General features: G+C 60.3%; 13 protein-coding genes and 3 pseudogenes. 4 read left to right on the top strand and 12 right to left on the bottom strand.

Going from position 1 to position 25,374, the window contains the following annotated elements; translation table 11 throughout:
* Positions 1–12 precede the first annotated feature (12 nt).
* Both mnxG and AB4N76_RS25875 read right to left on the bottom strand, forming a co-directional pair.
* Positions 13–5,834: pseudogene (gene mnxG / locus AB4N76_RS25880) on the bottom strand (manganese-oxidizing multicopper oxidase MnxG).
* A gap of 207 nt (positions 5,835–6,041) precedes the next feature.
* Positions 6,042–6,650: a lytic transglycosylase domain-containing protein gene (locus AB4N76_RS25875; RefSeq protein ID WP_046027981.1), complete on the bottom strand. Its 609-nt coding sequence runs from the start codon at positions 6,648–6,650 to the stop codon at positions 6,042–6,044.
* Positions 6,651–6,844: 194 nt separating this feature from the next.
* Here AB4N76_RS25875 and gspG point away from each other — a divergent pair, with 194 nt between their 5' ends.
* From gspG to AB4N76_RS25860, 3 genes and pseudogenes are all read left to right on the top strand, one after another.
* A complete protein-coding gene (gspG, locus tag AB4N76_RS25870) occupies positions 6,845–7,279 on the top strand; it encodes a type II secretion system major pseudopilin GspG (RefSeq protein WP_046027982.1) in 435 nt (144 codons plus the stop codon).
* A 12-nt stretch (positions 7,280–7,291) separates the two neighbouring features.
* A complete protein-coding gene (locus AB4N76_RS25865) occupies positions 7,292–8,479 on the top strand; it encodes a type II secretion system F family protein (RefSeq protein WP_109787777.1) in 1,188 nt (395 codons plus the stop codon).
* A 151-nt stretch (positions 8,480–8,630) separates the two neighbouring features.
* Positions 8,631–9,230 (top strand): annotated as a pseudogene (locus tag AB4N76_RS25860) (hypothetical protein); the annotation flags it as partial.
* Positions 9,231–9,646: 416 nt separating this feature from the next.
* Here AB4N76_RS25860 and AB4N76_RS25855 read toward each other — a convergent pair.
* The 10 genes and pseudogenes from AB4N76_RS25855 to AB4N76_RS25810 all read right to left on the bottom strand — a co-directional run bounded on the left by AB4N76_RS25855 (position 9,647) and on the right by AB4N76_RS25810 (position 24,550).
* Positions 9,647–10,543 carry a LysR family transcriptional regulator gene (locus AB4N76_RS25855; RefSeq protein ID WP_460163727.1) on the bottom strand — a complete coding sequence of 299 codons (897 nt, stop codon included), beginning with the start codon at positions 10,541–10,543 and terminating at the stop codon, positions 9,647–9,649.
* Between the two features lie 272 nt (positions 10,544–10,815).
* The gene (gene ycaC / locus AB4N76_RS25850) at positions 10,816–11,442 is read right to left on the bottom strand and encodes an isochorismate family cysteine hydrolase YcaC (protein ID WP_008032694.1); all 627 of its coding nucleotides are present in this window, start codon (positions 11,440–11,442) and stop codon (positions 10,816–10,818) included.
* Between the two features lie 70 nt (positions 11,443–11,512).
* The gene (locus tag AB4N76_RS25845; protein ID WP_046027986.1) at positions 11,513–13,351 is read right to left on the bottom strand and encodes an amidohydrolase; all 1,839 of its coding nucleotides are present in this window, start codon (positions 13,349–13,351) and stop codon (positions 11,513–11,515) included.
* Positions 13,348–13,941, bottom strand: coding sequence for an antibiotic biosynthesis monooxygenase (locus AB4N76_RS25840; protein WP_460163726.1), 594 nt, complete (start codon positions 13,939–13,941; stop codon positions 13,348–13,350). The genes AB4N76_RS25845 and AB4N76_RS25840 overlap by 4 nt, the downstream gene beginning before the upstream one ends.
* Positions 13,934–14,349, bottom strand: a pseudogene (locus AB4N76_RS25835) (DoxX family protein). The gene AB4N76_RS25840 and the pseudogene AB4N76_RS25835 overlap by 8 nt, the downstream one beginning before the upstream one ends.
* 478 nt (positions 14,350–14,827) lie before the next feature.
* Positions 14,828–16,591, bottom strand: a complete 1,764-nt coding sequence (locus AB4N76_RS25830) for a hypothetical protein (RefSeq protein ID WP_460163725.1) — start codon at positions 16,589–16,591, stop codon at positions 14,828–14,830.
* A 212-nt stretch (positions 16,592–16,803) separates the two neighbouring features.
* A complete protein-coding gene (locus tag AB4N76_RS25825) occupies positions 16,804–20,652 on the bottom strand; it encodes an Ig-like domain-containing protein (protein ID WP_460163724.1) in 3,849 nt (1,282 codons plus the stop codon).
* Between the two features lie 317 nt (positions 20,653–20,969).
* Positions 20,970–21,329 carry a DUF6124 family protein gene (locus tag AB4N76_RS25820; RefSeq protein WP_046027990.1) on the bottom strand — a complete coding sequence of 120 codons (360 nt, stop codon included), beginning with the start codon at positions 21,327–21,329 and terminating at the stop codon, positions 20,970–20,972.
* Between the two features lie 1,263 nt (positions 21,330–22,592).
* Entirely contained in the window at positions 22,593–23,516 is a 924-nt protein-coding gene (locus AB4N76_RS25815) for a LysR family transcriptional regulator (RefSeq protein WP_046027991.1), read from the bottom strand.
* A 47-nt stretch (positions 23,517–23,563) separates the two neighbouring features.
* The gene (locus AB4N76_RS25810; protein WP_046027992.1) at positions 23,564–24,550 is read right to left on the bottom strand and encodes an MBL fold metallo-hydrolase; all 987 of its coding nucleotides are present in this window, start codon (positions 24,548–24,550) and stop codon (positions 23,564–23,566) included.
* Between the two features lie 210 nt (positions 24,551–24,760).
* Here AB4N76_RS25810 and AB4N76_RS25805 point away from each other — a divergent pair, with 210 nt between their 5' ends.
* Entirely contained in the window at positions 24,761–25,207 is a 447-nt protein-coding gene (locus tag AB4N76_RS25805) for a helix-turn-helix domain-containing protein (protein ID WP_046027993.1), read from the top strand.
* Positions 25,208–25,374 lie beyond the last annotated feature (167 nt).

Here is a 25,374-nt window from a genome sequence, read left to right as displayed (position 1 = left end):
ACGGCCATGTTGCTAAGGTGCCGGAGCCGGCTCTGGCTCGTTGGTCACCCGCAACAATCCCCACAACCCAGCCGTATTGCCGTAAGCCGCGTAATCACGGAACAGGTAGTCGCCCGGTATCGCGTTGCTGCCCCGGCACTCGGGTGCATGAAGCTGAAATGCGCCGCTGGCAGGATGCTTTCGTGTGCGCCGATGTACATCGACATCGGGTTGTAACCGAACCGCACTGAACCCACGCCGGGGGTCGCCATCGGGTAACCGCCGGTGTCGCTCTTCTCCGACTGGAACGGGTTGACCGACCAGACGTGACCGTCCAGCTGGAAGGTCGAACCACGGCTGCCACCAGTGGGCATCAAAATGTGGGTGCGGAACGGTTGCCCGGGTTTGACATACAGGACCGGCGTCTGCGGATCGCCACCCACCAACGCATTGCTATAGGCCATGTGCGCATTGGGGACATCGCCGTAGCCGTAGCCGCCGGCGTGACCGAATGGCGCGTCAGGGGGCAGGCCAAAGCGGAACCACATCGGTTCGGTTTTGTAGTTGATGGCCATGCTGGAGTTGTCCTGCGGATCGGTCGGCACGCCGGCTTCTGCGGCAATACCTTCCACCGGACGACCATTGGCCCAGCGCATGTTCAACGCCTTCTGCCAGACCATCGCAAAATCGCGGTAGCTGGTTTGCCCCGGCGCGGTGACCGTCGCATTGACCTTGCGTGCGTCTTCAACCCAGGTCGCACCCATCGGCAGAATGCTCATCGCTCCACCGAGGCCTTTTTGTGGCTGCTTGATCACGTCCGCCGGGGTGAAATTCAACCCGCCGAACTCGATCGCCGTGGCATTGATGTTGTCGACACTGCGCCCCAGTTGCGTGATCGGCTTGCCTTCACGCTCAAGGTGCCCGGCGTAGTACTGATAAGTACGGGTCGGGTACGCCCCAGTGTTGCCAACGCGTGGCGGGACGGTCTGGATCGGGTTGGTGCCGACGTTGGTGCCATCGGACTTGGTGATGTCGTAAGCCAGCAATTGTGCGTGCAGCCCCACCGTACTGGACGGCCGCAACAGGTTATTGCTGAAGGTGGTGGAGCCTTCGCCACCGTTGCGGTCACGCTTGACCATGCCCATCACCGAGGCCATCTGCGCCAGGTCCGGCATGACCGTCGGCAAGCGGTTTTCCAGGGTGATGTTGATGCAATCCCCCGCCGCCGCACGCAGCACCAGCGGCTCGACAGGCACACCAGGCTTGAGCTTGCCGCTGACCGGGTCCAGATCGGATTTGCGCACGTACAGGATCGCGGTCGGATCATGCAACGGCCCGCTCTGCCCGCCGATGGTGAAGGTCTCGCCATCTTCAGGGTCAGTCACGGTGACTTGGGGAATGCTCACCGCACGCGAGTTGTACACCAGCGTACCGCCCGCCGGATTCAGCGGCCCGCCGACATGCTGGCCGAGCCCTTCCGGATCAGCGATGGACAGGTTCAGCGGATTGCCGAGGATGTCGTTGGCCAGCGCCGCGACCACTTCATAGTTGCGTTGCACAGTGGGCCGAGTGCCGATGCCGTTCGGGTTGGCGCCGATCCGTGGGCAAGTGCCCTCGAAGGCCACGGTGTTGCGCATGCCGGCCGGTTTCGCGTTGTTCGGCAGTGCGAACAGGTCGTTGCGTTGCGCGGTGTAGTTGCGCATCACGCCCCAGATGCCGCTCCAGTAACCTTCCAGAGAAGCGTCCATCGAGTACAGATAATCCCCGGTGGTCGCCGCCGAACTGGACAGCATCGAGACCGGCGCAATGAAGCCCATCTGCTCGGAAATCCCGATCATCTGCGACGAGCGCCAACCGGAGTTGGAACTGTTGCCGAAACCGGAACCGCTTTGCAGCCACTTCACGCCATGCAGGGTCACGTTGTGCTCTTCTTCATGACCGCCGGCATGCACCCGCAGCCGCACATTGTCACCGGTGTAGGTGCGCAGCATCGGGGTGAACGGGTCACCCGGTTCCGCGCCGCCACGGTTGATGTGCGGCGGGAACAGCGTGGTGCCACCGGTAGGGCCGGTCGCAGCGGTGACCAGGTTCGGCGCCAGGTTCATCGCCGCGATTGCACGGTCGGTACGGCTTTGCATGGCATACGCCAGGTCGCCGCCGAGGCCGTCGGCCTGCATTCCGCGCTTGCCGTCCGGGCCGATCTTGTTCGGGTCGTACACCCGCAGGGCCAGCGGTTCGTTGCGGTAATTGACCACGAACATCCCCGGATCATCCACCGAGATGGCTTGCGGGCACGGCCGGCTTGGACAGCCGGGCGTCAGTCCACCGCGCGCTTCAACCACCTGCTCAAGCAGGGTCTCGGCTTCCTTGCGCACCGGCGGATTGATCGCGTAGCGGAAGCTGTCGGCGGTGGCCGGGAACGCTTGCGCATTGGGCACGCCATTCGGGCCGGCGCCCACGTACACGCCGGCTTCATAGGCGTGCTGGAAGTCACTGTATTCGAGGAAGAACTCACGGAAGCTGTCGTTCTTGCCGTCGCCGTCCAGGTCACCGGTGGACACCACCGCTTGCCACGACGTTGGCCCGCCGTCCTGCCGCGCGCCGCTGTACAAAGGCTCGCCGGTTTCGGCGTGGAACCAGGTGGAACCGGCCGGTTCTGCCAGCACGGTGGCGTACAGACCGATCTGTTGGTGCGTCGATGGGCCTAAGTGGTCGTGGGTGAAAATGGTGCCCAGGCCACGGTCGACGCCCTTGGTGTTGACCACCGGGTCGACGAACCAGCGCTGCATCGCCGTGCGCGCACCCACCCAGTCGGCCCGGCCATATTGACCAAAGAACGGATGCGACTTGGCCACCGGGCAGGCTGGCGTGCCGTCACGCGGGTCGGCGCCTTCGCACTGGTTGAACTGGCGAATGGCGTGGATGCGCTCTTGCACGGCACCGGGGGAAAGCACGCCATCTTCGTAGTTCCAGCCGTTGGCCGAACCGTCAGCCGCCGTCAGGTCCCATTTAGGCAAGTGAATGTGCTGACCGATAACGTCAGTGGGCGTGCGCACCTGATAGTCGTCCATCTCGTAGGTGGCCGGCACCAGGTTGGTTTGCTGGTACTGCACGCAGTCGAAGGTGTTCATGCGCATCACTAGAGGTTCTGGCGGACGCTGTTTGGTAATCACCGGCCAGGCGTCTTCCCACAGCGCCAGGATGCGTGCCTGCGGGAAGTGGTAACCGACCTTGTTGTATACCGCGTCGAACTGGATGTTGGCCGCTTTATAGATGCGCGGCCGGTCGGCGGTGAAGGTCGAGGCACCGGTGAACGACAGGCCGTCGGCCTTTTCACCGCTATTGAATTCGCCGGTACCGGCGCTGCTGGTCAGGCGTTTTTGCCGGTCATCCATGCACGGTTCGTAGTACGGCGCCCCCGCCGTTGGCAATGCACCGTTGGTGCGGAAGTTGCGCGCCACCACCTGATTGCCCGGCAGAACGGCATAGCTGGGGTGTTCTTTTTTGGCATGGAACGCCATGGCTGCCTGTTCGACTTCGGTGCCTTCTTCAGGCATGTAAATCGGTTTGGCGCGGGTCACTTCCTTGGAGAAATCCAGGGAAGTGGTCACGGTGTGCGCTTGGCCACCGGAGGAGAAACCGTCCAGTGAGTGGCGACCCAAACCGCCGTCCCAACCACCGGACTGAGCGGGGTCAAGGTTGGCCCACAAGGCATTGCCGCTGCTTTTCAGGGTTTGCGCCTTGGCGGCGTCGAGCATGTCCAGCGGTGGGGTTGGCGGACGTTGGCCGACCGAACTTTCCATGCCGCCGATCCAGAACGGATAGCCCGGGTTTTTCAGGCTGCCGTCGGCATTGCGATTGGCTTCGCTGCGGTCCACCAATGCCAGGGAACCGATGGCTTGCACACCACCGCTGCCACCGTGATGTTCGCCGTCGTCATCGCCCTCCTGATCATCGTCGCCATGACTGGCCACCAGGCTTTCACCGATCTTCGGCACGACCGCGACTTTGCCCGGCATCGGCGCCATGGCTTTGCCCGGCAACGGTACGACGGCTGGAATCGGCGTACCGGCAATGATCTCGCCATCGGGCAAGGCCCGTGCGCCCGACGCCGGTTTACCGCTGCGCAAGGCATACGGTTCGCTGTGATAACCGTCGGCACCCTGCTGGGACACTTCGAGTTTGGTGCCTTCCTCAAACACATCGTGTACCCGCCACATGGCCCACATGCCTTGGGCAAAGTGCGGGTAGAAGTGACAGTGATAGATCGCATCGCCCGCCACGCGGTTGCGGTTGCCCGACCCACCGTTGGCGATTTCGTAGGTGTAGCCGGCGCCTGGGCCAATGCCTTGGGCGTCGACATAGTCCGAATTGTCGTCGTTGGGGTTGAACAGCCATTGATGCCCGTGCAGGTGGAAGATGTGCTGCTCGTGGCCGTTGTGCGTGTTGCGGAATTTGACGAAGTCACCGATGTAGCTGTGGTTGACGTTGGAGGGTTCGGACGGATACAGCGCCATGGTCGCCTTGACCCCGACCTGATCGGCGCGTGGTGTTTCACCCGGACGAATGTTTTCCAGGCCGGCGTTGGCCGGTACGTCCACCAGCATCGCCACGTCCCCCACGGTGTGGGAACTGAGGAAGAATTCTTCATAGGCGCACGACAGGCAATCGTGCATCGGCCCCACACCCAATCGGTTGGCCACCACCTCGGCGCCCATGCCGCCAGAGCCATAGTTGATCATGAACGAGTCGCGGGTCGGCTCCAGCACGTGGGCCATTACCGGATCTGCCCAGTACGCAGGGAATGCCTGGGTCGCGGCGGTTTCATCCTGGAACTGCGAGGCGAAATCGCGGAACGGTTCCAGCCGGTTGGGCAGCGCCGGATTGCGCTTGCCGATGGCTTCCAGCGGATAAGTCGAGGGCGGGAAGCTGCCGTCGGCGTTGCTGCCCATCACGATCGCGTCACTCTCGCTGGAGATGATTTCGTTGCCGTCGACCATGTTAATGATCGGCGTGCCGGCCTTGCCTTCACGGATCCACGGTTCGCGCTGCGGATAGCGCGCCTGGTAATCGACAATCGGCTGACCGGCCGGAGTGCGGCCGGTGCTGGCCAGGCGCATCTCTTCTTCGGTCACGGTGTTGCGATAGGTGCGGCCACCCTTGGGCACCACCACCACTTCGCCGAACAGGCCGTTGGCCACGTTGCCCGCATCGCCCTCCCCACCAAAAGTGGCACCACGGCTGCTGGCGGCAAACGCGCCTTCACGCTCGGCGTACAAGGTGTAGGAACGGGTGGCGCCTGGCGGGATCAGGGAGTTGGCGTTGCGCCCGGTAAAGGAGGCGATGTCGTCAATGCTGTTGACGGCTTGCAGGCCGTTGACCTGGAAGCCGACATGCCGGTCTGTGACTTGCTCATCGACCTTGAAGTCGTCCACATTGCCAACTTCAGTGCCTTCCTCCCCCTCGGGCTCCGCGCCTTCGTGTTTCCCGGGGTTGGCCTGATACGCCAGCAGGTTTTGCAGATTGATCGTCAGGCAATCACCGGCGGCCACTCGCAGCACCAGTGGGCGCGGACGCTTGTCGGGCCGCAGCGAGACTTTGCCCGGCACTGCCGCGCCACCCTGGGCGAGGGACATATTGCGATCGTCAACGACATCGCGGCGCAAGGCGAACATCATGCCGTTGGCGTTCTGTGCACCGAGGCGGTTGAACATCAGCGGCTGATCCAGTGCCACGACGTTCGCCACCAGATTGCGTTCGCAGCGCGCGGCCGCTTCGGCCAGCTCGATACCGAGCATCGGTGCGAAAAACAACAACAGGTTAAACACATGATGAGCGTGGGGTATGCCGGACATAATCACGGGCCTCGTTTTAAATGCTCACAGGGAATAATTCTCGACTGAATGCCCTTGAGCAATCCTCATGCCAAATATATTTTTCTTTGTTTTCAGTGCTTTACGTTTACGACTTAATAACTCGGGGGATATTCCCCACTTATTCCCCACTTTTCTGCCGGGGCCATCATTCCCCACTATTGGGGGGAGCCGACGCGTGGTGTTCCACTACAACGGCGCATCCACGGCCAAGCCCTGCAGACGGCGGTATTGGCGTAAAACATCCGGCACGTAGCGCTGGGTTTCGGCGAACGGCGGAATCACCCCGCCACGGCTGAGCACGGCTTGCGGGCCGGCGTTGTAGGCCGCTACCGCGAGTGCGATGTCGTTGTCGAACAGGGTCAACAAACGCTTGAGGTATTTGGCGCCGCCCTGGATGTTGGCCTTCGGATCGTAGACATCCTTGACCCCCATCTCCCGCGCGGTATCGGGCATCAATTGCATCAGCCCGCCAGCGCCTTTGGCGGACGTTGCGTCAGCGTTATAGCGGGACTCGGCGCGGATAACCGCGTGCAGCAGCGCAGCCGGTACTTCATTGGCCGTGGCCGCTGCCGAGACCAGCTCGGCATAGGGTTGTGCGGCGATCATCTGGGGTTGCTGATCGAGGCTGACAACAGCCGCCGTTGGCTCGTGAATGACCCGCTCATAGGTACGACCGGGACGGTGGACATTGGACAGCACGTAGCTGCCCTTGGCGTCCACGGAAACGAATACATCGGCCTGTGCGACACCGGTCAAAAACAGACATCCGATCAATCCAGCGGTGAGTGTTTTCATTTTTTTCCTCCCCTGGCCGGCCCCAAAAAATGGGGATAATGCCCCAGTGGCCGATCGTAAATCAGCCATACGCAAGCACTGTGCCGTAAGCGCAAAAGGCCTTGGCACGGGGGGTCCAGAAGGTTGCCCAAGGCTGAGCATGGCAATTGCATAAATCTTTATTGCGACCCTTCTGCCGACTGTGTGAGGTCATCATGAATCAACGTCTGTGTTATGCCCCGCGTATGCAACGCGGGTTCACCCTGCTCGAACTGTTGGTGGTGCTGGTGGTGCTGGGGTTGTTGGCTGGCATCGTCGCGCCGAAATATTTCGCCCAACTGGGCCGTTCCGAAGTCAAAGTCGCCAAGGCGCAAATCGAAGGCCTGGGCAAGGCGCTGGATTTGTATCGCCTGGAGGTCGGTCACTACCCGTCGACCGAACAGGGCTTGCAGGCGCTGGTCACCGCGCCCAGCGATGAAACGCACTGGACCGGCCCTTACTTGCAGAAAAAATTGCCGCAAGACCCGTGGGGTCGTAACTACACCTACCGCTATCCCGGTGAAAACGGTGAATACGACCTGTTGTCCATGGGCAAGGACGGGCAACCCGGTGGCGAAGGCGAAAACGCCGAAGTCACCAGTTGGCAATAACGGGGGAAAACCATGCGCTTTCATCTCAAAGCCGTGGGTAAAGCCGGCGTGGTCTCGATGACAGTCGAGGCCCCCGGCCACAGCGAAGCCCGGCGCATCGTCGAGGACCAGGGCCTGAGGGTGGTCAGCCTGCATGCCGAGCGGCATTTTCTCTCGCTGCAGTTTCGCCAGCGCGAGACCTTCAACCTGGTGTTATTCAGCCAGGAGCTGACCACGTTGCTCAATGCGGGCCTGCCGCTGATCGATGCACTGGAAAGCCTGGCCGAAAAAGAAACCGCGCCACAGGCCCGCAAAACCTTAAGTGAACTGGTGCGCCTGCTGTATGAGGGCAAGTCGTTCTCCCAGGCATTGGGCCAGTTGTCGGCGGTGTTCCCGCCGTTGTACGTGGCGCTGGTCCAGTCCAGTGAAAAGACCGGTGCCGTGGGCGAAGCGCTGGGCCGTTATGTCAGCTATCGCCAGCGCATGGACGAAGTCAGGCAGAAAATCGTCAGCGCTTCGATCTACCCCATGCTGTTGCTGGTGGTGGGAGGTGGCGTGGTGTTGTTTTTGATGGGCTACGTGGTGCCGCGCTTCAGCCTGGTGTTCGAAGGCTTGGGGTCGAACCTGCCGTGGATGTCACAAGTCCTGATGAGCAGCGGGATGTTCCTTCATGCGCACCAGGGCGAATTCTTCGGCGGGTTGCTGGCGCTCATCGTCGCCCTCACCTTCCTCCAGCGCCAACCGGCCTTTCGTCGGGGCGTCGACCGCCTGATCGAAAAACTCCCGGCAGTCCATCAACGCATCTTCATGTATGAACTGGCGCGCTTCTACCGCTCGCTGGGGATCTTGCTGCAAGGCGGCATTCCCCTCGTCACGGCCATGGGCATGGTGCGGGGCCTGCTCACCGTGGCCTCCCGCACACGCCTGGACGAAGCCTGCGAACGGGTGCGTGAGGGCCAATCGCTGTCGGCCGCGCTCGAGCTCAATCACCTCGTGACCCCAGTGTCCCTGCGCTTGCTGCGCGCTGGCGAGCAGTCCGGCAACCTCGGGCAAATGATGGAACGCAGCGCCGACTTCTACGACGAAGAAATCAGTCGCTGGATCGAATGGTTTGTACGACTGTTTGAACCGCTGCTCATGACCTTCATCGGCTTGTTGATCGGGGTCATCGTGATCCTGATGTACATGCCGATTTTCGAGCTGGCCTCCAGCATTCACTGACCCTCTGCAACAGGTTCGAGCGGTATGTTGCATTTTTTATCAACGATACAACTGAATAAATCTTAACGCTGGGGTGTTCATTAACTGAATCCAGCAGCACGTTGCATTGTTCATCAACGTTCCAACCCTGAACAAGAAGACGGAGAACGACATGCACATCAACAAGCTTTTACTTGCAGTAGCTATTGGCGCAGTCCTGTCGGCGTCTACCGTATTGATACCGGACAGTCTGTCCAGCATGTCGACCGCTCAGGCCAAGGATGGTGGTGGTGGCGGAGGGGGCGGTGGTGGCGGTGGCGGTAGTGGCGGCGGTGGCGGAGGTCATGGCGGCGGTGGCAATGGTGGTGGTGGCGGCGGCAATGGTGGTGGCGGCGGTGGTAATGGCGGTGGCGGCGGCGGTAATGGCGGTGGTGGCGGCGGTAATGGTGGTGGCGGTGGCGGTGGCGGCAACAGCGGTGGTCACGGTGGAAGCGGCAGTGGCGGCAATAGTGGCAGTGGCAGCGGCGGCAACAGCGGCAGCAGTCACAGCGGCAGCGACCATGGCCCGGGTAATGCCGGCAACACAGCCTCCTCCAACTCCGGGCGCAATGGCACGCACGCCGAACCTGGCGACGATCATGGCGTTCATCGTGCCGGTGAAATCGGCGACGATCATGGCGTTCACCGTGCCGGTGAAATCGGCGACGACCATGGGGTTCATCGTTCCGGTGAAGTGTCCCACAACCAAAATGGGGTTCATCGCTCCGGCGAAGTGTCCCACAACCAAAATGGCGCTCATCGCTCCGGCGAAGTGTCCCACAACCAAAATGGCGCTCACCGCTCGGGTGAAGTATCCCACAACCAAAATGGTGTTCACGCCAATGGCGAAATCGGCGACGACCGTGGCGTACACGCCAATGGTGAAGTCGGTGATGACCGCGGTGTTCATGCCAACGGCGAAGTCGGTGATGACCGAGGTGTTCATGCCAATGGCGAAGTCGGCGATGACCGCGGTGTTCATGTCAACGGCGATGACAAAAGGACCTGATAACCACTAAGCCCAGGTCATCCACACATCAATGTAGGAGCGAGCCTGCTCACGATAGCCATATGTCATTCAACATTGATGTCGTCTGACACTCCGCCATCGCGAGCAGGCTCACTCCTACAGGGGGAACTGTGTGAGGCTTAGAGTCCGTCTTCAGTCTGATCCAGCCGCTCACGCAAAAACTCGATAAACGCCTGTACCGGCCGCGAACTCTGGCGGTGCTGCGGATAGACCGCCGACAACCTCAGCGGCTCAGGCCGAAACGCGTCCAGCACCGGCACCAGCCTGCCGTCATTCAAGGCCGCACCGACGATAAACGTCGGCAAGTAAGTAATCCCCATCCCGGCAATCGCCGCGTCTTTGAGCAAATCACCGTTGTTGACCCGCATCCGGCCTGTGACATTGACGGTCAGCGGTTTGCCCTGCCCGTCGAATCGCCATTGCACCTGACGACTGTGGCCATACGGCAGGCAGTCATGGCTGTGCAGGTCTTCGGGTTTGAGCGGCGTGCCGCGCTCGGCCAGGTACGTCGGGCTGGCGCAATACACGCGCTGGATCGACGCGATGCGCCGGGCGATCAGCGTCGAGTCTTCCAGAATGCCGATGCGCAAGGCCAGGTCGTAGCCTTCGCTGAGCAAGTCCACCGGGCGATCACTCAGGTCCACTTCCACGGTGACATCACGATATCGCTGCAAAAACACCGGCAGCAGGCTGCCCAAATGCGCCAGTGCAAACGACAAGGGTGCGCTGATGCGAATCGTGCCCCGTGGCTCGGTGGTCTGGCCGGCGATGCCCTGCTCCACTTGCTCGACTTCACCGAGCAGGCGCAAGGCCGATTCGTAATAACTTTGCCCCAGCGGCGTGACGTCCAGTCGCCGGGTCGAGCGATTGAGCAAGCGCACGCCCAGGCGCTCTTCGAGTTGAATCAGGCGCCGGCTGACGAATTGCTTGGACAGCCCCAATTGATCTGCCGCAGCCGTGAAGCTGCCGGAGTCCATGACCTGGCAAAAAATACGCATATCTTCGAACGGGTTCATTGTCACAGCCTGATTGACAGTCGAACACTTTATAGCCGCTTTCTGAATTATCGACACCCTCATTAATCTCGCGCCTGGCCCGTGTAGCCGCTATCGAGGCTGCGTTCGGCTGCGAAGCAGTCGTGAAATCAAACAATGCGGTGTGTCAGACAAAACTCGCACTCAGGTTTTACGACTGCTCCGCAGCCGAACGCAGCCTCGCGCTGCTCGTCAGCTGCTACAAGGCAAAAAAATGCCCGCACATTGGCGGGCATTTTTCATTGGGGCAGAACTTACTTCGACGTCAGCACCGAGTAGCTGTTCATCAAATTGCGGTAGTTGGGAATGCGTGGCGACAGCAGGTTCGCCAGGCCTTCCATGTCGTTGCGCCAGTCGCCTTGCAGCTCGCAGGCCACCGAGAACCAGTTCACCAGTTGAGCACCGGCCGCCGCCATGCGCGCCCATGCCGCTTGCTGCACGGTTTCGTTGAACGTGCCCGAGGCGTCGGTGACGACGAACACTTCAAATCCTTCGGCCAGCGCCGACAGTGTCGGGAAGGTCACGCAAACGTCAGTGACCACGCCCGCGATGATCAGTTGCTTGCGGCCCGTGGCTTTGACTGCTTTGACGAAATCTTCGTTGTCCCAGGCGTTGATCTGGCCTGGACGCGGGATGTACGGCGCGTCCGGGAACTGTTCTTTGAGCTCAGGCACCATCGGGCCGTTCGGGCCGTTTTCGAAACTGGTGGTGAGGATGGTCGGCAGTTTGAAGAACTTGGCCACGTCGCCCAAGGCCAACACATTGTTCTTGAACTCGTTTGGCGAGAAATCCTGGACCAGCGAGATCAGGCCGGTCTGGTGGTCGACCAGCAGGACAACAGCGTCGTCTTTGTTCAGGCGCTTGTACGGAACGTTGCTCATGTGAAACTCCTCGGTGGATGTTTATCGCTCAAAGCGCCGGCCGCGGTGGCTGGCGCTTTTTTGGTAATCGTCAGAACGCAAAGCACGAGCAGCCAAAGGCGCCCCAAAAACCGGCGAAGTCGCTGACCGGCGCGTTCGACAAACGCGCCTTCTCATGGCTGTGGGCATGCACGCCGCACGGCCCGCTGCAATGGTGAACCTGCGCTTGCATCGGCGACGTTGGCCGCCAGTGACCCGGCACCTTGACCACCGGCGACCAGTCGGGCAGCACGGGTACGCTGGCCGGGCCGAGTTTTTCGAAGTCACCGGCGGCGTACACCACTTTGCCGCCGACCACGGTCAACACCGACTCGATCCACTTGATCGCTTCTTCATCGACACTGAAAAAGTCCGCACTCAGGGCCGCCACGTCCGCCAGCTGGCCGACCTTGATCATGCCTTTCTTGCCCTGCTCGGAAGAGAACCAGGCGCTGCCGTGGGTGAACAGTTCCAGCGCGGTCTGGCGCGACAGGCCTTCTGCGTGCAATTCCAGGCCGCCGACCGTGCGGCCGCTGACCATCCAGTACAGCGAAGTCCATGGGTTGTAGCTCGACACCCGCGTCGCATCGGTGCCGGCGCCGACCGGTACACCTTCGGCCAACATGCGCTTGATCGGCGGCGTCGCTTCGGCCGCTTTGGCGCCATAGCGCTCGACAAAGTATTCGCCCTGAAACGCCATCCGGTCCTGAATCGCAATACCACCGCCCAACGCCCTCACCCGCTCGATGTTTTGCGGGGTGATGGTTTCGGCATGGTCGAAAAACCATGGCAAACCATTGAACGGGATGTCGCGGTTGACCTTCTCGAACACGTCGAGCATGCGGCTGATCGATTCGTTGTAGGTGGCGTGCAACCGGAACGGCCAGCGCTGTTCAACGAGGTGACGCACCACCGGCTCCAGCTCGGCTTCCATGGTCTTCGGCAGGTCCGGGCGCGGTTCGAGGAAGTCCTCGAAATCCGCCGCCGAAAACACCAGCATTTCCCCGGCGCCGTTGTGCCGCAGGTAATCGTCGCCCTGGTGCAGGGTCACGCTGCTGGTCCAGTTCTTGAAGTCGGTGAGTTCTTCTTTGGGCTTTTGGGTGAACAGGTTGTAGGCGATCCGGATGGTCAATTGCTGGTCTTTGGCCAACTGTTCGATCACCTGATAATCGTCCGGGTAATTCTGGAAACCGCCGCCGGCATCGATGGCACTGGTCAGGCCCAGACGGTTGAGTTCGCGCATGAACTGGCGAGTCGAGTTGACCTGATACTCCAGCGGCAGCTTCGGCCCCTTGGCCAGCGTCGAGTACAAAATCATCGCGTTGGGTCGCGCCACCAGCATGCCGGTCGGTTCGCCGTTGGCATCTCGCACAATCTCGCCACCCGGCGGGTTCGGCGTGTTGCGCGTGTACCCGGCCACGCGCAATGCGGCACGGTTGAGCAAGGCGCGGTCGTACAAGTGCAGCACAAACACCGGCGTATCCGGCGCGGCCTGATTGAGCTCTTCAAGGGTCGGCATGCGTTTTTCGGCGAACTGGAATTCGTTCCAGCCACCGACCACCCGCACCCACTGCGGCGTCGGCGTGCGGTCGGCCTGGTCCTTGAGCATGCGCAATGCATCGGCCAGCGACGGCACCCCTTCCCAACGCAGTTCGAGGTTGTAGTTCAAACCGCCACGAATCAGGTGCAGGTGCGAGTCGTTGAGGCCGGGAATGACGCAGCGCCCCTTGAGGTCGATGACCTGCGTACCCGAGCCGCGCAGGGCCATGGCCTCGGCATCGGTACCGACCGCGACGAAACGACCGTCGCGGATCGCTACAGCACTGGCGCGCGGGTTTTCACGGTCAACGGTATGAAATTGGCCATTGAATAAAATCAGATCAGCGTTCATCGCGTTTCCTTGGGCTGAGTGGAAGGAGATAACCAGGGCGCGAACAGGCGCGTCGCCATCGGCATGAACAGGTACACCACCGACACGACAATGGTCAGCGTGATCAGGAACGTCGCGACCACGTAGCTTGAGAGGAAGGCGTTGAGTTGCAGCAGCGGCCCCCAGATCAGTGGCACCAGCAAGGTGTGCGGCAAAATGACCAACAGCGTCACCACGGCTTGCTTCCAGCGCGGCGGCGGTGGCGATGCGGTGTCGGCCTGCGGCGCGAACCAGAATTCCTTGACCGGGTTGACCTCGGTCTGGTCGCCGTCGGCGAGCATCGGCGTGGCTTCCTGGACCAGTGCCAGCCGTTGCGGCGAGTCGAGCCAGCGCTGCATCGCGTCGGTGGTGCAAAAGCGTAATACGCAGGTGTACATATCGAGCCCGGTACTTTTACCGCGCATCACATCCACGCCCAGGTGCCCTTCCTGTTGCCCGGCAATGTTCACGATGTTGCGCAGCCAGGCTTCATAGGGCACTTCAAATCCAGCCTTGACCCGGTGCTTGATGACCAGGGTCACGACTTCTTCGAAACGATTGGATTCAGGCATAACGCAACACTCCGGCGAATCGGACATTGAGCGCCAGCCGTCCCGGCCCGGCGATAAAAATGCTGGTGAACAGGATCAACAGCAGCCAGCCGAACTGCCCTTCTTCAACACTCCATTGCGGATGCACAACCAGCAGCGCCACCAGCAACACCGTCAAAATCGGCAGGCACGCCAAACGCACCAGCACCCCGGCGATGATCAGCAGCGGGCACAGTACCTCAGCGAAAATCGCCAGCATCAGCGTGATAGGTGCCCCCAGATGGAAAGGGTCTTCGATGATTTGCAGTTGAGCGCTGTAGTTAAGCAGCTTCGGCAAACCGTGCACCCACAGCAAAAACAAACTGCTGCTGATCCGCAAAAAAGCAGGCCCCAATCCTCAGCCTGTTCATCCCATCGCGATGCGTTCATGGGCTACCTGCACAAATGAAAAACCACCGGCAGCGATGCGCCGGGACTTGATTCGATAGTGCCGGTGGGGGGACGCAAAAAATTGGATGTACGTGCTCTTTTTGTGAATGACCCCGCCGCGACCTACCTGCGTAGATCTCTGTAGGAGCCGGGCTTGCCCGCGATGGCGGTCTTCCAGTCAATACAGATGTTGACTGACCCTGCGCCATCGCGGGCAAGCCCGGCTCCCACAGGAACCTGCTTTGCCGGAAGGTTTCTTGCAGGCACAAAAAACGGCCTCTGGTGAGGAACGCGGTCCGTAGCAACTGGCGAAGCCTGCTTTCGGCTGCGAAGCAGTCGTGAGATCAGGTGATGAGGTGTTTCAGGAAGACCGCAATCTGAGCTTTTTACGACGGCTGCGCAGCCGAACGCAGGCTTCGCCAGCGGCTACAAAAAATCGCGTTTGTGCTGAAATCAGTGGCCATGAAACATGGCCCTGTTAACGGGTGGTTCGAACGGTATATTCACGCCTGTCAAAGACCACCGCCGTCGCAGGATTCGCGACCTGATCCATATTCACCCTGAAGAGAATGGACAAGGTGCTGCCATCCCTCAGCTGTTGTAGATAGCTGTACGCAATCGTGAGCCTGTAGCTATTGGATATAGCCCAGCTTCGATAAACCGTGTTGGCCGTGCCGGTCCATGGCGTGAGCGTGTGGCTGTTGCCGTTTGCGTCCTCGCCCATCAGATCCAGCCAGACCTGCTGTCCGGTGGCAATATGCGGCCAGCCGCCAAACTGCAGACTCGCGCCACCGGTTACGTCTTCAAGCACCAGCACGTTGGTACCGTTCGCCTGGGTAATCACCGGGGCAATGAACGCGGCTGCCGGGAGATTGAGTACGTTCAGCGGTAATGGTTGTGAGGTCACCGGCGCTGACACGCCACGCTGGAAGGTGAAGGTCACTTCCACTGTCTTGCCCAGACTGAACGCCACTAATGAAAGGGGCAGCGGTATTTCTCTAGGTCGAATGGTGCCAGCCATCACAGTGTTCGTGGTATGCGAACCCGCTGCTGGCGTGCCTTGGGCGGCGGTCCAGGTCACCCTGAGCCTGTCGTCGGGCTGCATGTCGTAATTCAACACGGCAGTCAGGCTGCCAGTGGCCGCAAGGGGATCAAGACTGGCGTTATCAGGCGCTTCTCTGATCGACAACTGCACATCTTGCAACGTCACGTTGAACGTCCATGGATTGGACACCTCACCGTTGCCGTACAAGGCTCTGGCCGTCAATACGTATGAACCGTTTGTCAGTCCCGCCACCCGGAGTTCCCAATTCCCGGACTCGGCCCTGATCGTGCCCAAGGAAGTTTGCCGGTCAAAGAGCTCCACCTCTTCACCCGCCATGGCAGTGCCTTGCACCGTGACACCCGTGTGAACCGTGGTTCCCCCATCGGCGATGTCCCGACCGAGTGGATCCTTCACCGACCCGATCACCGGTCTCACCGGCGTTATCGGTGGGTTCGTCCTGACAAGGTAGTTTCGATGCGCAAACCGTTGGGCGCGGGCCTCGTCCTGACTCCCTTCCAGGCCAGCCATGAACTCCAGGGTCAGCGTGCTGCGATCCTTGAGCCCCTTCAACGGGTCGGCGGAATAGTTTCGCGCATAAAAGCCTCGACTAAATTCCTCGTCGACAATGTTGCCTGGCGCACTCCAGTACACCTCATTGAATACGCTGTCGTTGGCGTTGGTGCCTCTGAGCCGCAACCAAAAGTACTGACCCCGGGTTTGCAGCGGCCATGCGTTTGTCCGCAGAGTGAACTCAGTCAGGCTAGAGGCATCAAGGACCAGACCTTCACCGAAGCCGGGCGCCTGTGTGATAAACGGTCGGGGCAAATCGCTTTGCGTAATCGGCAGCACGTACAAAATCAGCGGCTGCGAAGTCACAGGCGCCGAGGTGCCTCGAATAACGGTGTAGGTGAGCGTCACCGTTTGCCCCAGGTTAAAGATCACCAGCGGCGTGCCGCCTATCCCGACCTCCAATGGTCGCAGCTCACCGACCGGGAAGAACACCGACGTGTAGGAACCAGCCCCCGGAGCCCCCGCCCACGTCACGCTAACCCTGTCGGTGGGGTCATCGGCGTATTCCATGATGATCCTGCAGCTGTACCTGAGCGCCACGGGATTCAGGAGGGAGGACGTCGGGCTTTCCCGAATGCGCGGAGGCGGCAAGTCGTCGGTGACGAGTTCAGCATACTGACCATTCATCATTCGTTCCCTGTGCGTGATTGACCTTGCCCTCCCGTGGGGCACGGCCTATCTCACACCCGATGGGGAACATCCGCTACTGTCAGAATTGACAGGTCAATGGGATTAACGGACGAGTGGTATGGGTGCCAGGCATAAAAACGGCCTCTTGCGAGGCCGTTTTTTAACTGTCGCAGTGACTGCGGACCGCATCGTAAATGAGCATTACCGCCTTAGGATGCGTTCTCTGGCACCAATGCATAGGCGCGGTTTCGTCCGTGGGTCGGGTCAAAATTCGGCATGCCGAGGTCCCACTTGAACGTAAGCTGGCGAGAACTGTCGCTAATCACCAAACCTATCCCCGAGAGGGGAAGCGGAGGGAGGAACATGTTAGCCGTTGCAACTATACGATAGCTGTCACGCAGTACAGGCGGGTTGAAAGGGACAATCTGCTCGTGATTAGTAAAGTTTGCGGTGAATGCTGGCACGGCCGCAATGCCACCCATAACCGGGTGAGAATCATTGATTGCGCCTACCGAGGTTAACCATGCCTGAACTTCTGTTGCATAGAGGTAAGTGTCGTTCTTGAGCACTCGATAGATGTTGGAGACGCTCACCTTGTACGACGCTGTTGCGCCCCCCGTGGCATTGCCCACGATGATCGTTGTTTCTCCGTTTTTAAGACCTCTGACCATGCCACTGGCGTTAACGGTTGCCACGGTCGGGTTCTGTGAGGTGTAGGTATAGGGCGCAATGCCTGCGGTCGGAACGCGGGTGGCCGTATTACCCGGCACTTCGCGTGTACTCCACCCGAAGTCCTGCAGTAACTTGACGCCGTCTAGAATCATGGGGTCCTGCCCGATTGAGATCGGTTCGCCGACCGTCAAAAGGCGCACGTTCGAATAAATATGGCTACTGTGATACAGCGACTTGGCGTACAAACGGCGGCCCCCCACCGCTACGGTGATGGTGCGTTCCCAGACGCCTGTCGTTGCATGGGCCGTTGCTACTCCCTTGGACACCGCAGTTGAATAGCTCCCCTCATAAATCTCGACTTGCTTGCCGTTGCTCGCCTTGCCCGTGAGTTTCAACGTTGTGCTGGGCGTGGTTCCCGCCTCTGGAATTTCCTTGCCGCTGGCGTCCTGCACACTGGTGAGCGTCGGGACCATCACAGCAACAACGGTAAGGGTGCGCGCCGCCGAAACCTGGCCCGAGCTGTAAAGCGCCTTGGCGGTGAAACGGTGCGCCGCCACCGCCAGGCCGCTGACGGGCAGGGTCCAGATGCCCGTTGTCGGATCGGTGCTGGGCTGGCCTTTGGACACGGTGCCATCGAAGACTTCGACTTTTTCCCCTCTGCTGGCCGTGCCGGTCAGCACCACGCTGGTCTCGATGGTGTTGCTGCCGTCGGCGATCTCGTCGTTGCTGGGCGAGCCTTTCACCGTGGTAATGGTCGGCGCAACCGTCGCCACGACCGTCAAAAGGCGCACGTTCGAATAGACAGTGTCTCTGTGATAAAGCGATAGCGCGTACAAACGGCGTGCACCGACCGCTACGGTGATGGTGCGTTCCCAAACGCCTGTCGTTGGATCGGCCGTGGCTTCCCCCATAGGAACTTTACCTGTGCCAGTGCCTTCATAGATCTCGACTCGCTGACCATTGCTCGCCTTGCCCGTGAGCTTCAAGGTGGTACTGGTCGTGGTTCCCGCCTCTGGAATTTCCTTGCCGCTGGCGTCCTTTACGTTGGTGAGCGTCGGTACCATCACAGCAACAACGGTAAGGGTGCGCACCGCCGAAACCTGGCCCGAGCCGTAAAGTGCCTTGGCGGTAAAACGGTGCGCCGCCACCGCGAGGCCGCTGACGGTCAGGGTCCAGATGCCCGTTGTCGGATCGGCGCTGGGCTGGCCTTTGGACACGGTGCCATCGAAGACTTCGACTTTTTCCCCTCTGCTGGCCGTGCCGGTCAGCAACACGCTAGTCGCGACAATCAACCCTCCATTGGGAATGTCGAAATTGCCGGGTGAGCCTTTCACCGAATCAATCGTTGGCGCAACCGCTGCGACGACCGTCAAGAGGCGCACGTTCGAATAAATATGGCTACTGTGATACAGCGACTTGGCGTACAAACGGCGGCCCCCCACCGCTACGGTGATGGTGCGTTCCCAGACGCCTGTCGTTGGATCGGCCGTTGCTATTCCTTTGGACACCGCGCTTGAACCGCTACCGTCATAAATCTCGACTCGTTGACCATTGCTCGCCTTGCCCGTGAGCTTCAAGGTGGTACTGGTCGTGGTTCCCGCCTCTGGAATTTCCTTGCCGCTGGCGTCCTTTACGTTGGTGAGCGTCGGTACCATCACAGCAACAACGGTAAGGGTGCGCACCGCCGAAACCTGGCCCGAGCCGTAAAGTGCCTTGGCGGTAAAACGGTGCGCCGCCACCGCGAGGCCGCTGACGGTCAGGGTCCAGATGCCCGTTGTCGGATCGGCGCTGGGCTGGCCTTTGGACACGGTGCCATCGAAGACTTCGACTTTTTCGCCCTTGCTGGCCGTACCGGTCAGCACCACACTGGTCGCGACAATCAACCCTCCATTGGGAATGTCCGCGCCGCTGGCTGAGATTTTGATCGTAGTAATAGCGGGTTTGACATCCTCCACGGCCTTGATCGTGTACTGACGATCCGGAAACACCACGGCGGTCGCCTCGACATTGCTCTTGTCCAGAGAGGCCTTGAACTTGACCGTCAACGTGGTGCCCGATCCCAATTCCTTCAGGTAGCTGTTGGCCACATTGTGGGGCCAGAATCCCTGGGTGACCCATGTGGTGTTGACTTGGGCCGGAAGGCCGTTCCACAAGGACAGATTATGCGCTGTGCCATTCGCTTTCTTGCCTTCCAGGCTCATCCAGCACGGCTGGCCCGCGTCAATCAGCGTCCAGAGCAAAGCGTGAAGAGTGGCATTTCTAGTGCCCAGCGCGCTCACGTCCAGCACGTTATTCGCATCAGCCTCCACAATCACTGGTGCGATCAGGGCAGTCGCCGGCAGCACCAGGATATTCAGCGTCAAGGGCAGCGAGGTGGAGGATGTGCCGTTACGCTCGATGACATAGGTGACGGTAACGGCTTTACCCAGGCTGTAGGCCAGCACCGATCGCGGCACTGCTATTTCCAGTCCCGCGCTGACCAATCGTTGCGGGCTGGTGTAGGAACCTGCCGCTACAGCCGTCGCACCTTTCCAGATGACGGTCAATTTGTCGCCGGGCAGCAGCGAACCTTGGGGCACCAACACCCTGACTTCCGGCTGTGTGGGACTGAAATTATTACCCGTCATGCCTTTAACGGTCGGGGCAGGCAGATCAAGACGGTCAAGATGAACATCCAGCCGCTTGGTCGGCGACTGAGCGAAGTTGCCCAACTGATCGAACACAATAAAGTCGGCCGGGGTGTTCGGATCGTCACCCACTTTTAGAAAGGTGTCGGTGAACAGTTTCCGGACAACCGGCGCCGGTGCATCGGGCACCTCCCATTGAATCGTCTCATCGCCCAGTTGAAAGCGGACAAGGTCGAATGGGCGGGGGTTGGACCAGATGAACCCGAACTCCACGCCCCGCGCTGCGCGTTCGGCACTGACGCCGTCGGTGATCACGTCAGGCGGGATCACCAGATCCAGCGTCTCCGGGATGAGCCGGTTGTACAGCACCAACAAATCCCGGGAATCTTCGACGTTTCCCCCTGGGCGAGTGACCTTGTAATGCAGGCGATTGACGCCCTGAATCAGCCGTCGGTGAGGGATGTACAGGCGCATACGCTGGTTTTCTTCGCCGGATGCAACGGTCTTGCCCGTCACGGGGGTCGCATCGTTGTTGATGTACAAATCCACCCGGTCATCGACCGCCATGGTCCAGGACTGCAGCTGAAGCTCGGTCCATGGATCAATCAGGCATTCAAGGCCCTGCGTCTGGTCATCGTAGAGCGCCTTGGGTATGCCGCCGTGCGCAATACCGTCAGGTTTCACCGGAGTCACCCAGCCCTGAATGATCAGGGGATACAGCACGAACAGCTCGTTGAATGCGGTTGACTGGATGTCCATCGATCTCTCCTGGAATGGGATAAGCCCTGAGTCCACTGGGGACACAGGGCTCATCACACTCCGGAAAGGAAGAGCTGGCTACTGTCAGAAATAACAGGTTGGAGGGGCTTTCAGACGAGTGGTGGCGATTGGCTGGAACACGACGTTTGACTCAGCCCGAATTCCCGGTGGACGCGAGCCGCCATGTTGATCGTTCCCACGCTCTGCGTCGGAATACAGCCCGGGACGCTCTGCGTCGCTTTCGAAAGCAGGAACGCGGAGCGTCCCTTGAGGCATTCCCACGCAGAGCGTGGGAACGATCAGTACAGAGACTTCTGTCAGCCTTGCGGATCGAAATTATCCAGCATCTGGTTCACCGCCAGTTCACCCAACATTACGGACTGTTGAATACCGAGCAGGGTGTGGCGTTGCGGGCCGCTCAGTTGCCCCGCGAAATCGCTCAGCATGACGCTGGCGGACGCCAATGACTCGCAGGCGTTGACCAGCAGGGTTTCGTTACCGGTTTCGGGATCGACGAGGTAAATCGTGCTGGGTTTGCGTGGCGTGTCTTTGGGGATGACGGGTTTGAGGTAGAAATCGAGGGCGCGGTCGGCGGCGGTGTTGAGCTTTTTGGAGTCGGTGGTTTCGTAGGGGGAAACGTCGTCGGATTCTGGCGGATTGGGTGTGATTTTGAACATGGTGAAGCTCCTTATACCTGATGGAGCCACCAGAACCTGTCGCTAAACAAGTAAGGGTGGCGGCTGTACGCAGGTTAGCGAACCGAGAGGTATAAGACCCGGCAGACCCGAGGGCCTCCCGCGCACAGCCACCATATCGAAACTACAGACATGGAATGCCTGCAATAAAGACGGAGCGTTGTTGTGCTTATACCTGATCAGGTCGCTAAACCCGATCGCTGATTGGCAGCGATGCGGAAACGATAGAGTTCAGGGTCAAAGCGCACAAGCCGGCGGATTCTGGCGCAGTCGTAGGCAACGGCGCAAGACTCTGTGGCTTTCAGGAAGTAACGCTAAACAGCATTAAACAGAGCGCTTGAATGAGTGCAAATCCCCTGTGGGAGCGGGTCCATTTGCTGGAGGTAGGTTGGCTGTCAGGCCGCCATCGCGGGCAAGCCCGGCTCCCACAGGGAATAGGTACACCTGCTAGAAATTGGTCGGCTGGCAGGCCGCCATCGCGAGCAGGCTCGCTCCTACAGGGAATGAGTACACCGGCAAGAGATTGGTCGGCTGTCAGGCCGCTATCGCGAACAGGCTCGTTCCTACAGGGAATGAGTACGCCGGCAAGAGATCGGTCGGCTGTCAGGCCGCCATCGCGGGCAGGCTCGCTCCTACAGGGAATAGGTACACTTGCTAGAAATTGGTTGGTTGGCAGGCCGTCATCGCGGGCAAGCCCGGCTCCCACAGGGAATAGGTACACTTGCTAGAAATTGGTTGGTTGGCAGGCCGCCTTCGCGGGCAAGCCCGGCTCCCACAGGGAATAGGTACATCTGCAAAAGACTGGTCGGCTACAAGGCCGCCATCGCGAGCAGGCTCGCTCCTACAATGAGTCGGCGTACAGCCCCTGCTTCTCACCACTCATCAGGCCGAGCGTTAGCTCGCCTACAGCTCTTGATCTTGATCCACCCGCCCCTTCGGGAGGCTGAGTGGAGGTGTTCATCCGGGGAGTGGCGCGCAGCGCCGTTCGACGCAGTCGAACACGCTGCATGTAGGTCGAAGCGAAGCCGACCGGAGGGCAGTGTCCCCGGAGGGATACCGGAGCGAAGGAACGCCGAGCCCCAGCGAGGGGCCGGACGCTCGGGGCGAGCCTTTTTTTGCTTACTTTTTTTTGGCGTTTGAAAAAAAAGTGAGTCGCCGTAAGGGCGAAACCCTAAGCCGCCGTTACCGTAGCAACGGATATGTACACCAAAAACAACAACCTGGTCGGCCCAAAGGCCGCCACGTTCAAGCAGATACCAAAGGCAAAGGCCCAGACATAAACTCACTGATCCGCGACCGCAACCATCGCTCCGCCGGATCATTATCATGCACCCCACTCCACGCCATCGACAGTTGCGCCGCATCAATGGCAAACGGCGGGTCCTCAGCACGCAACCCACACCCCTCCACCAACGCACACGCCGCATAATCCGGCACCGTGGCAATCATCTCGGTGCCAGCAAGGATCGCACGCAAACCACTGAACTGCGGCACCCCCAACACCACACGCCGACTACGACCAAGCTTGGCCAGGTCGAGATCGATGTTGCCACTCAGATCACCTGAAAACGAAACCATGGCATGCGGCCGCTCACAATATTCATCCAGCGTCAGCACCCCAGGACGCTTGTCCCCACGCAGCACCTTGCAAGGAATGTCGCGCAGTTTTTTGCGCTTGGCATTCGCCGGCAATTCGGTGGTATAGCTGACACCCACGGAGATTTCCCCGGATGCCAGCAACGCCGGCATCAACAGGTAATTGGCGCGGCGCACCACAATCACGATCCCCGGCGCCTCCTCCTGAAGCTGTCGCAGCAGCGGCGGAAAAAGACCGAATTCGGCATCGTCCGACAGCCCGATGCGAAACACATCGCAACTGCTGGCCGGCTCGAACTCCTTGGCGCGACTGACCGCGCCGGAGATCACATCCATCGCCGGCTGCAACTCCTTGAGAATCGCCAGCGCCCGCCCGGTCGGCTCCATGCCGCGGCCATTGCGCAGCAACAATGGATCGTCGAACAAATCCCGTAACCGCCCCAATGCCGCACTCACCGCCGGCTGGCCCATGAACAGTTTTTCAGCAACACGGGTCAGGTTTTTTTCGAACATCAAGGCCTCGAAAATCACCAACAGGTTCATGTCGACACGGCGCAGGTCGTTACGGTTCATAGGCATGGCTCCCTTGTGAGTTCAGACAGGCACGAAGCGCTGGGACTTTACTCGATCAGCGGTACGTTGGCTGCTCGTTTGTAAGGGCCGTACTCGACCGGCACCCATTGGAAGTGCTTGCCCTCCGCCGCGATGTGGCCGATGCCCGGAAACGGCAGGTGCGCCGCCGTGACCCAGGTCTTGCTGGCCACCGCGTCGCTGAACACCTTGGCGCGGCGTTTGATGGCTTGCTGGCTGTCGACGTCAAAACCGATCGACACTTCCGGGTGTTCGAACTGCACGGCGAGGTTATGCACCAGATCGCCCATGAACAAAATGCTCTGGCCCTGAGAGGTGAAACGGTAGGTGGTGCTGCCCGGCGTGTGCCCGGCTTCCAGCTCGGCATCGACCACGCCTGGCACGGGCGACTGACCGGCGTCGAACGTTTTGAAGCGACCCTGCGCGACGTAAGGCCCGGTGGAGTCCTGGGCGATTTTGAAATACGGCTTTGCGCCCTCGGGGGCCTTGGCGATGGCCTGAGGGTCAAGCCAGTAATCGGCTTCTGCCTTGGCTGCATACACCGTGGCATTGGCGAACACCGGTTTTTGCTCGGCATCGACCAGCCCGCAGACGTGGTCCAGGTGCAGGTGAGTCAACAGGATCGCGTCAACCTGAGACGGTTCATAGCCGGCGGCTTTCATGTTGTCCGAGAGCATGCCGGCGGTGGCGCCGATGCACTGGCCGGCGCCGGTATCCACCAGGATCAACTGCTTGCCGGTGTTGACCAGGAACGCATTGAACGCGGTTTGCACGCCCGGTGTTTCAATCGAGCGCCGGGCGAGCAGCGCGCGTATCTGGCTTTGGCTCAGGCCTTTGAGCAGCTTGGGCGACAGGTCGTTGTAGCCATCGAACAACGCCGTCACTTCGTAATCGCCCACCGCCAAACGGAAGTAGCCCGGCACTTGGGTGCCGACCTGCGCCGGTGCCTGAGCCGAGGAAATGCCGGACGCCAGCGCTACCGCAAGCCCTATCGCGCAAACCAACGAATGTTTCATGTGTTCACCCTTGATCGAATCAGAAAAACGGCCACAGACACGCCGCCGGATGACGCCGATTGTGCCGGCACCTCGCCCACGGAAAATTGCAGCGATGTGCTGAGTTAGAGCGGTTACTCGATATAGACAAAACCAGGAAATTAACAACGTTTAACTCGCCTGCCAGCGCCCTGCGACCAAGAATGAAGCTCACCGACACGGACATTTGTCATGGCTCATTCTCAGCAAAACACTGCCCGCGCGGCAGTTATTGATACGCGAAAGAAGACCACCGGCGGCCTGACCCCATGGCGAGAAAACCTGGCCAAGCAACTGATTCTGGATCGACTGGGTGAAACGGTTGAAGTGACCGAACTGGCCCACGCCTGCGCCCTCTCGCGCAGTCATTTCTCCCGAGCGTTCAAGTGCAGCACCGGTTACTCGCCCCAGGACTGGATTCGTCACCAACGTATTGCCCGGGCCAAGGAACTGATCCGCACGACCGATTTGAGCCTCACGCAAATCAGCCTCGAATGCGGCTTCTGCGATCAAGCGCATTTCTGCCACATTTTCACCCGCAGCGAGGGCATCAACCCGTTTGCCTGGCGTTGCCGTGCTGTACCCGCTCAGCCCCGCCGCCCCGTCTGTACCGCTCAAGCGCAGCCGAACACTTTGTAGCAGGTGTAGCAGCTGTCGAGCTTGCGAGGCTGCGTCCGGCTGCGAAGCAGTCGTGAAACCTGACAGCGCGGTCTACCTGAAACACCGCGTTGGCTGATTTTACGACTGCTTCGCAGCCGGACGCAGCCTCGCAAGCTCGACAGCTGCTACAAGCCGAACGCAGGCTC

The organism is Pseudomonas sp. S2_F03 (assembly GCF_054668335.1).
The sequence above is the reverse complement of the archived record's forward strand: the minus strand, read 5'-3'. Positions and strand labels throughout refer to the sequence as shown.

Coding starts and splice junctions, on each gene's coding strand:
- AB4N76_RS25875 (WP_046027981.1), bottom strand. CDS start 6,650: ATGAAAACACTCACCGCTGGATTGATCGGATGTCTGTTTTTGACCGGT.
- gspG (WP_046027982.1), top strand. CDS start 6,845: ATGAATCAACGTCTGTGTTATGCCCCGCGTATGCAACGCGGGTTCACC.
- AB4N76_RS25865 (WP_109787777.1), top strand. CDS start 7,292: ATGCGCTTTCATCTCAAAGCCGTGGGTAAAGCCGGCGTGGTCTCGATG.
- AB4N76_RS25855 (WP_460163727.1), bottom strand. CDS start 10,543: ATGAACCCGTTCGAAGATATGCGTATTTTTTGCCAGGTCATGGACTCC.
- ycaC (WP_008032694.1), bottom strand. CDS start 11,442: ATGAGCAACGTTCCGTACAAGCGCCTGAACAAAGACGACGCTGTTGTC.
- AB4N76_RS25845 (WP_046027986.1), bottom strand. CDS start 13,351: ATGAACGCTGATCTGATTTTATTCAATGGCCAATTTCATACCGTTGAC.
- AB4N76_RS25840 (WP_460163726.1), bottom strand. CDS start 13,941: ATGCCTGAATCCAATCGTTTCGAAGAAGTCGTGACCCTGGTCATCAAG.
- AB4N76_RS25830 (WP_460163725.1), bottom strand. CDS start 16,591: ATGAATGGTCAGTATGCTGAACTCGTCACCGACGACTTGCCGCCTCCG.
- AB4N76_RS25825 (WP_460163724.1), bottom strand. CDS start 20,652: ATGGACATCCAGTCAACCGCATTCAACGAGCTGTTCGTGCTGTATCCC.
- AB4N76_RS25820 (WP_046027990.1), bottom strand. CDS start 21,329: ATGTTCAAAATCACACCCAATCCGCCAGAATCCGACGACGTTTCCCCC.
- AB4N76_RS25815 (WP_046027991.1), bottom strand. CDS start 23,516: ATGAACCGTAACGACCTGCGCCGTGTCGACATGAACCTGTTGGTGATT.
- AB4N76_RS25810 (WP_046027992.1), bottom strand. CDS start 24,550: ATGAAACATTCGTTGGTTTGCGCGATAGGGCTTGCGGTAGCGCTGGCG.
- AB4N76_RS25805 (WP_046027993.1), top strand. CDS start 24,761: ATGGCTCATTCTCAGCAAAACACTGCCCGCGCGGCAGTTATTGATACG.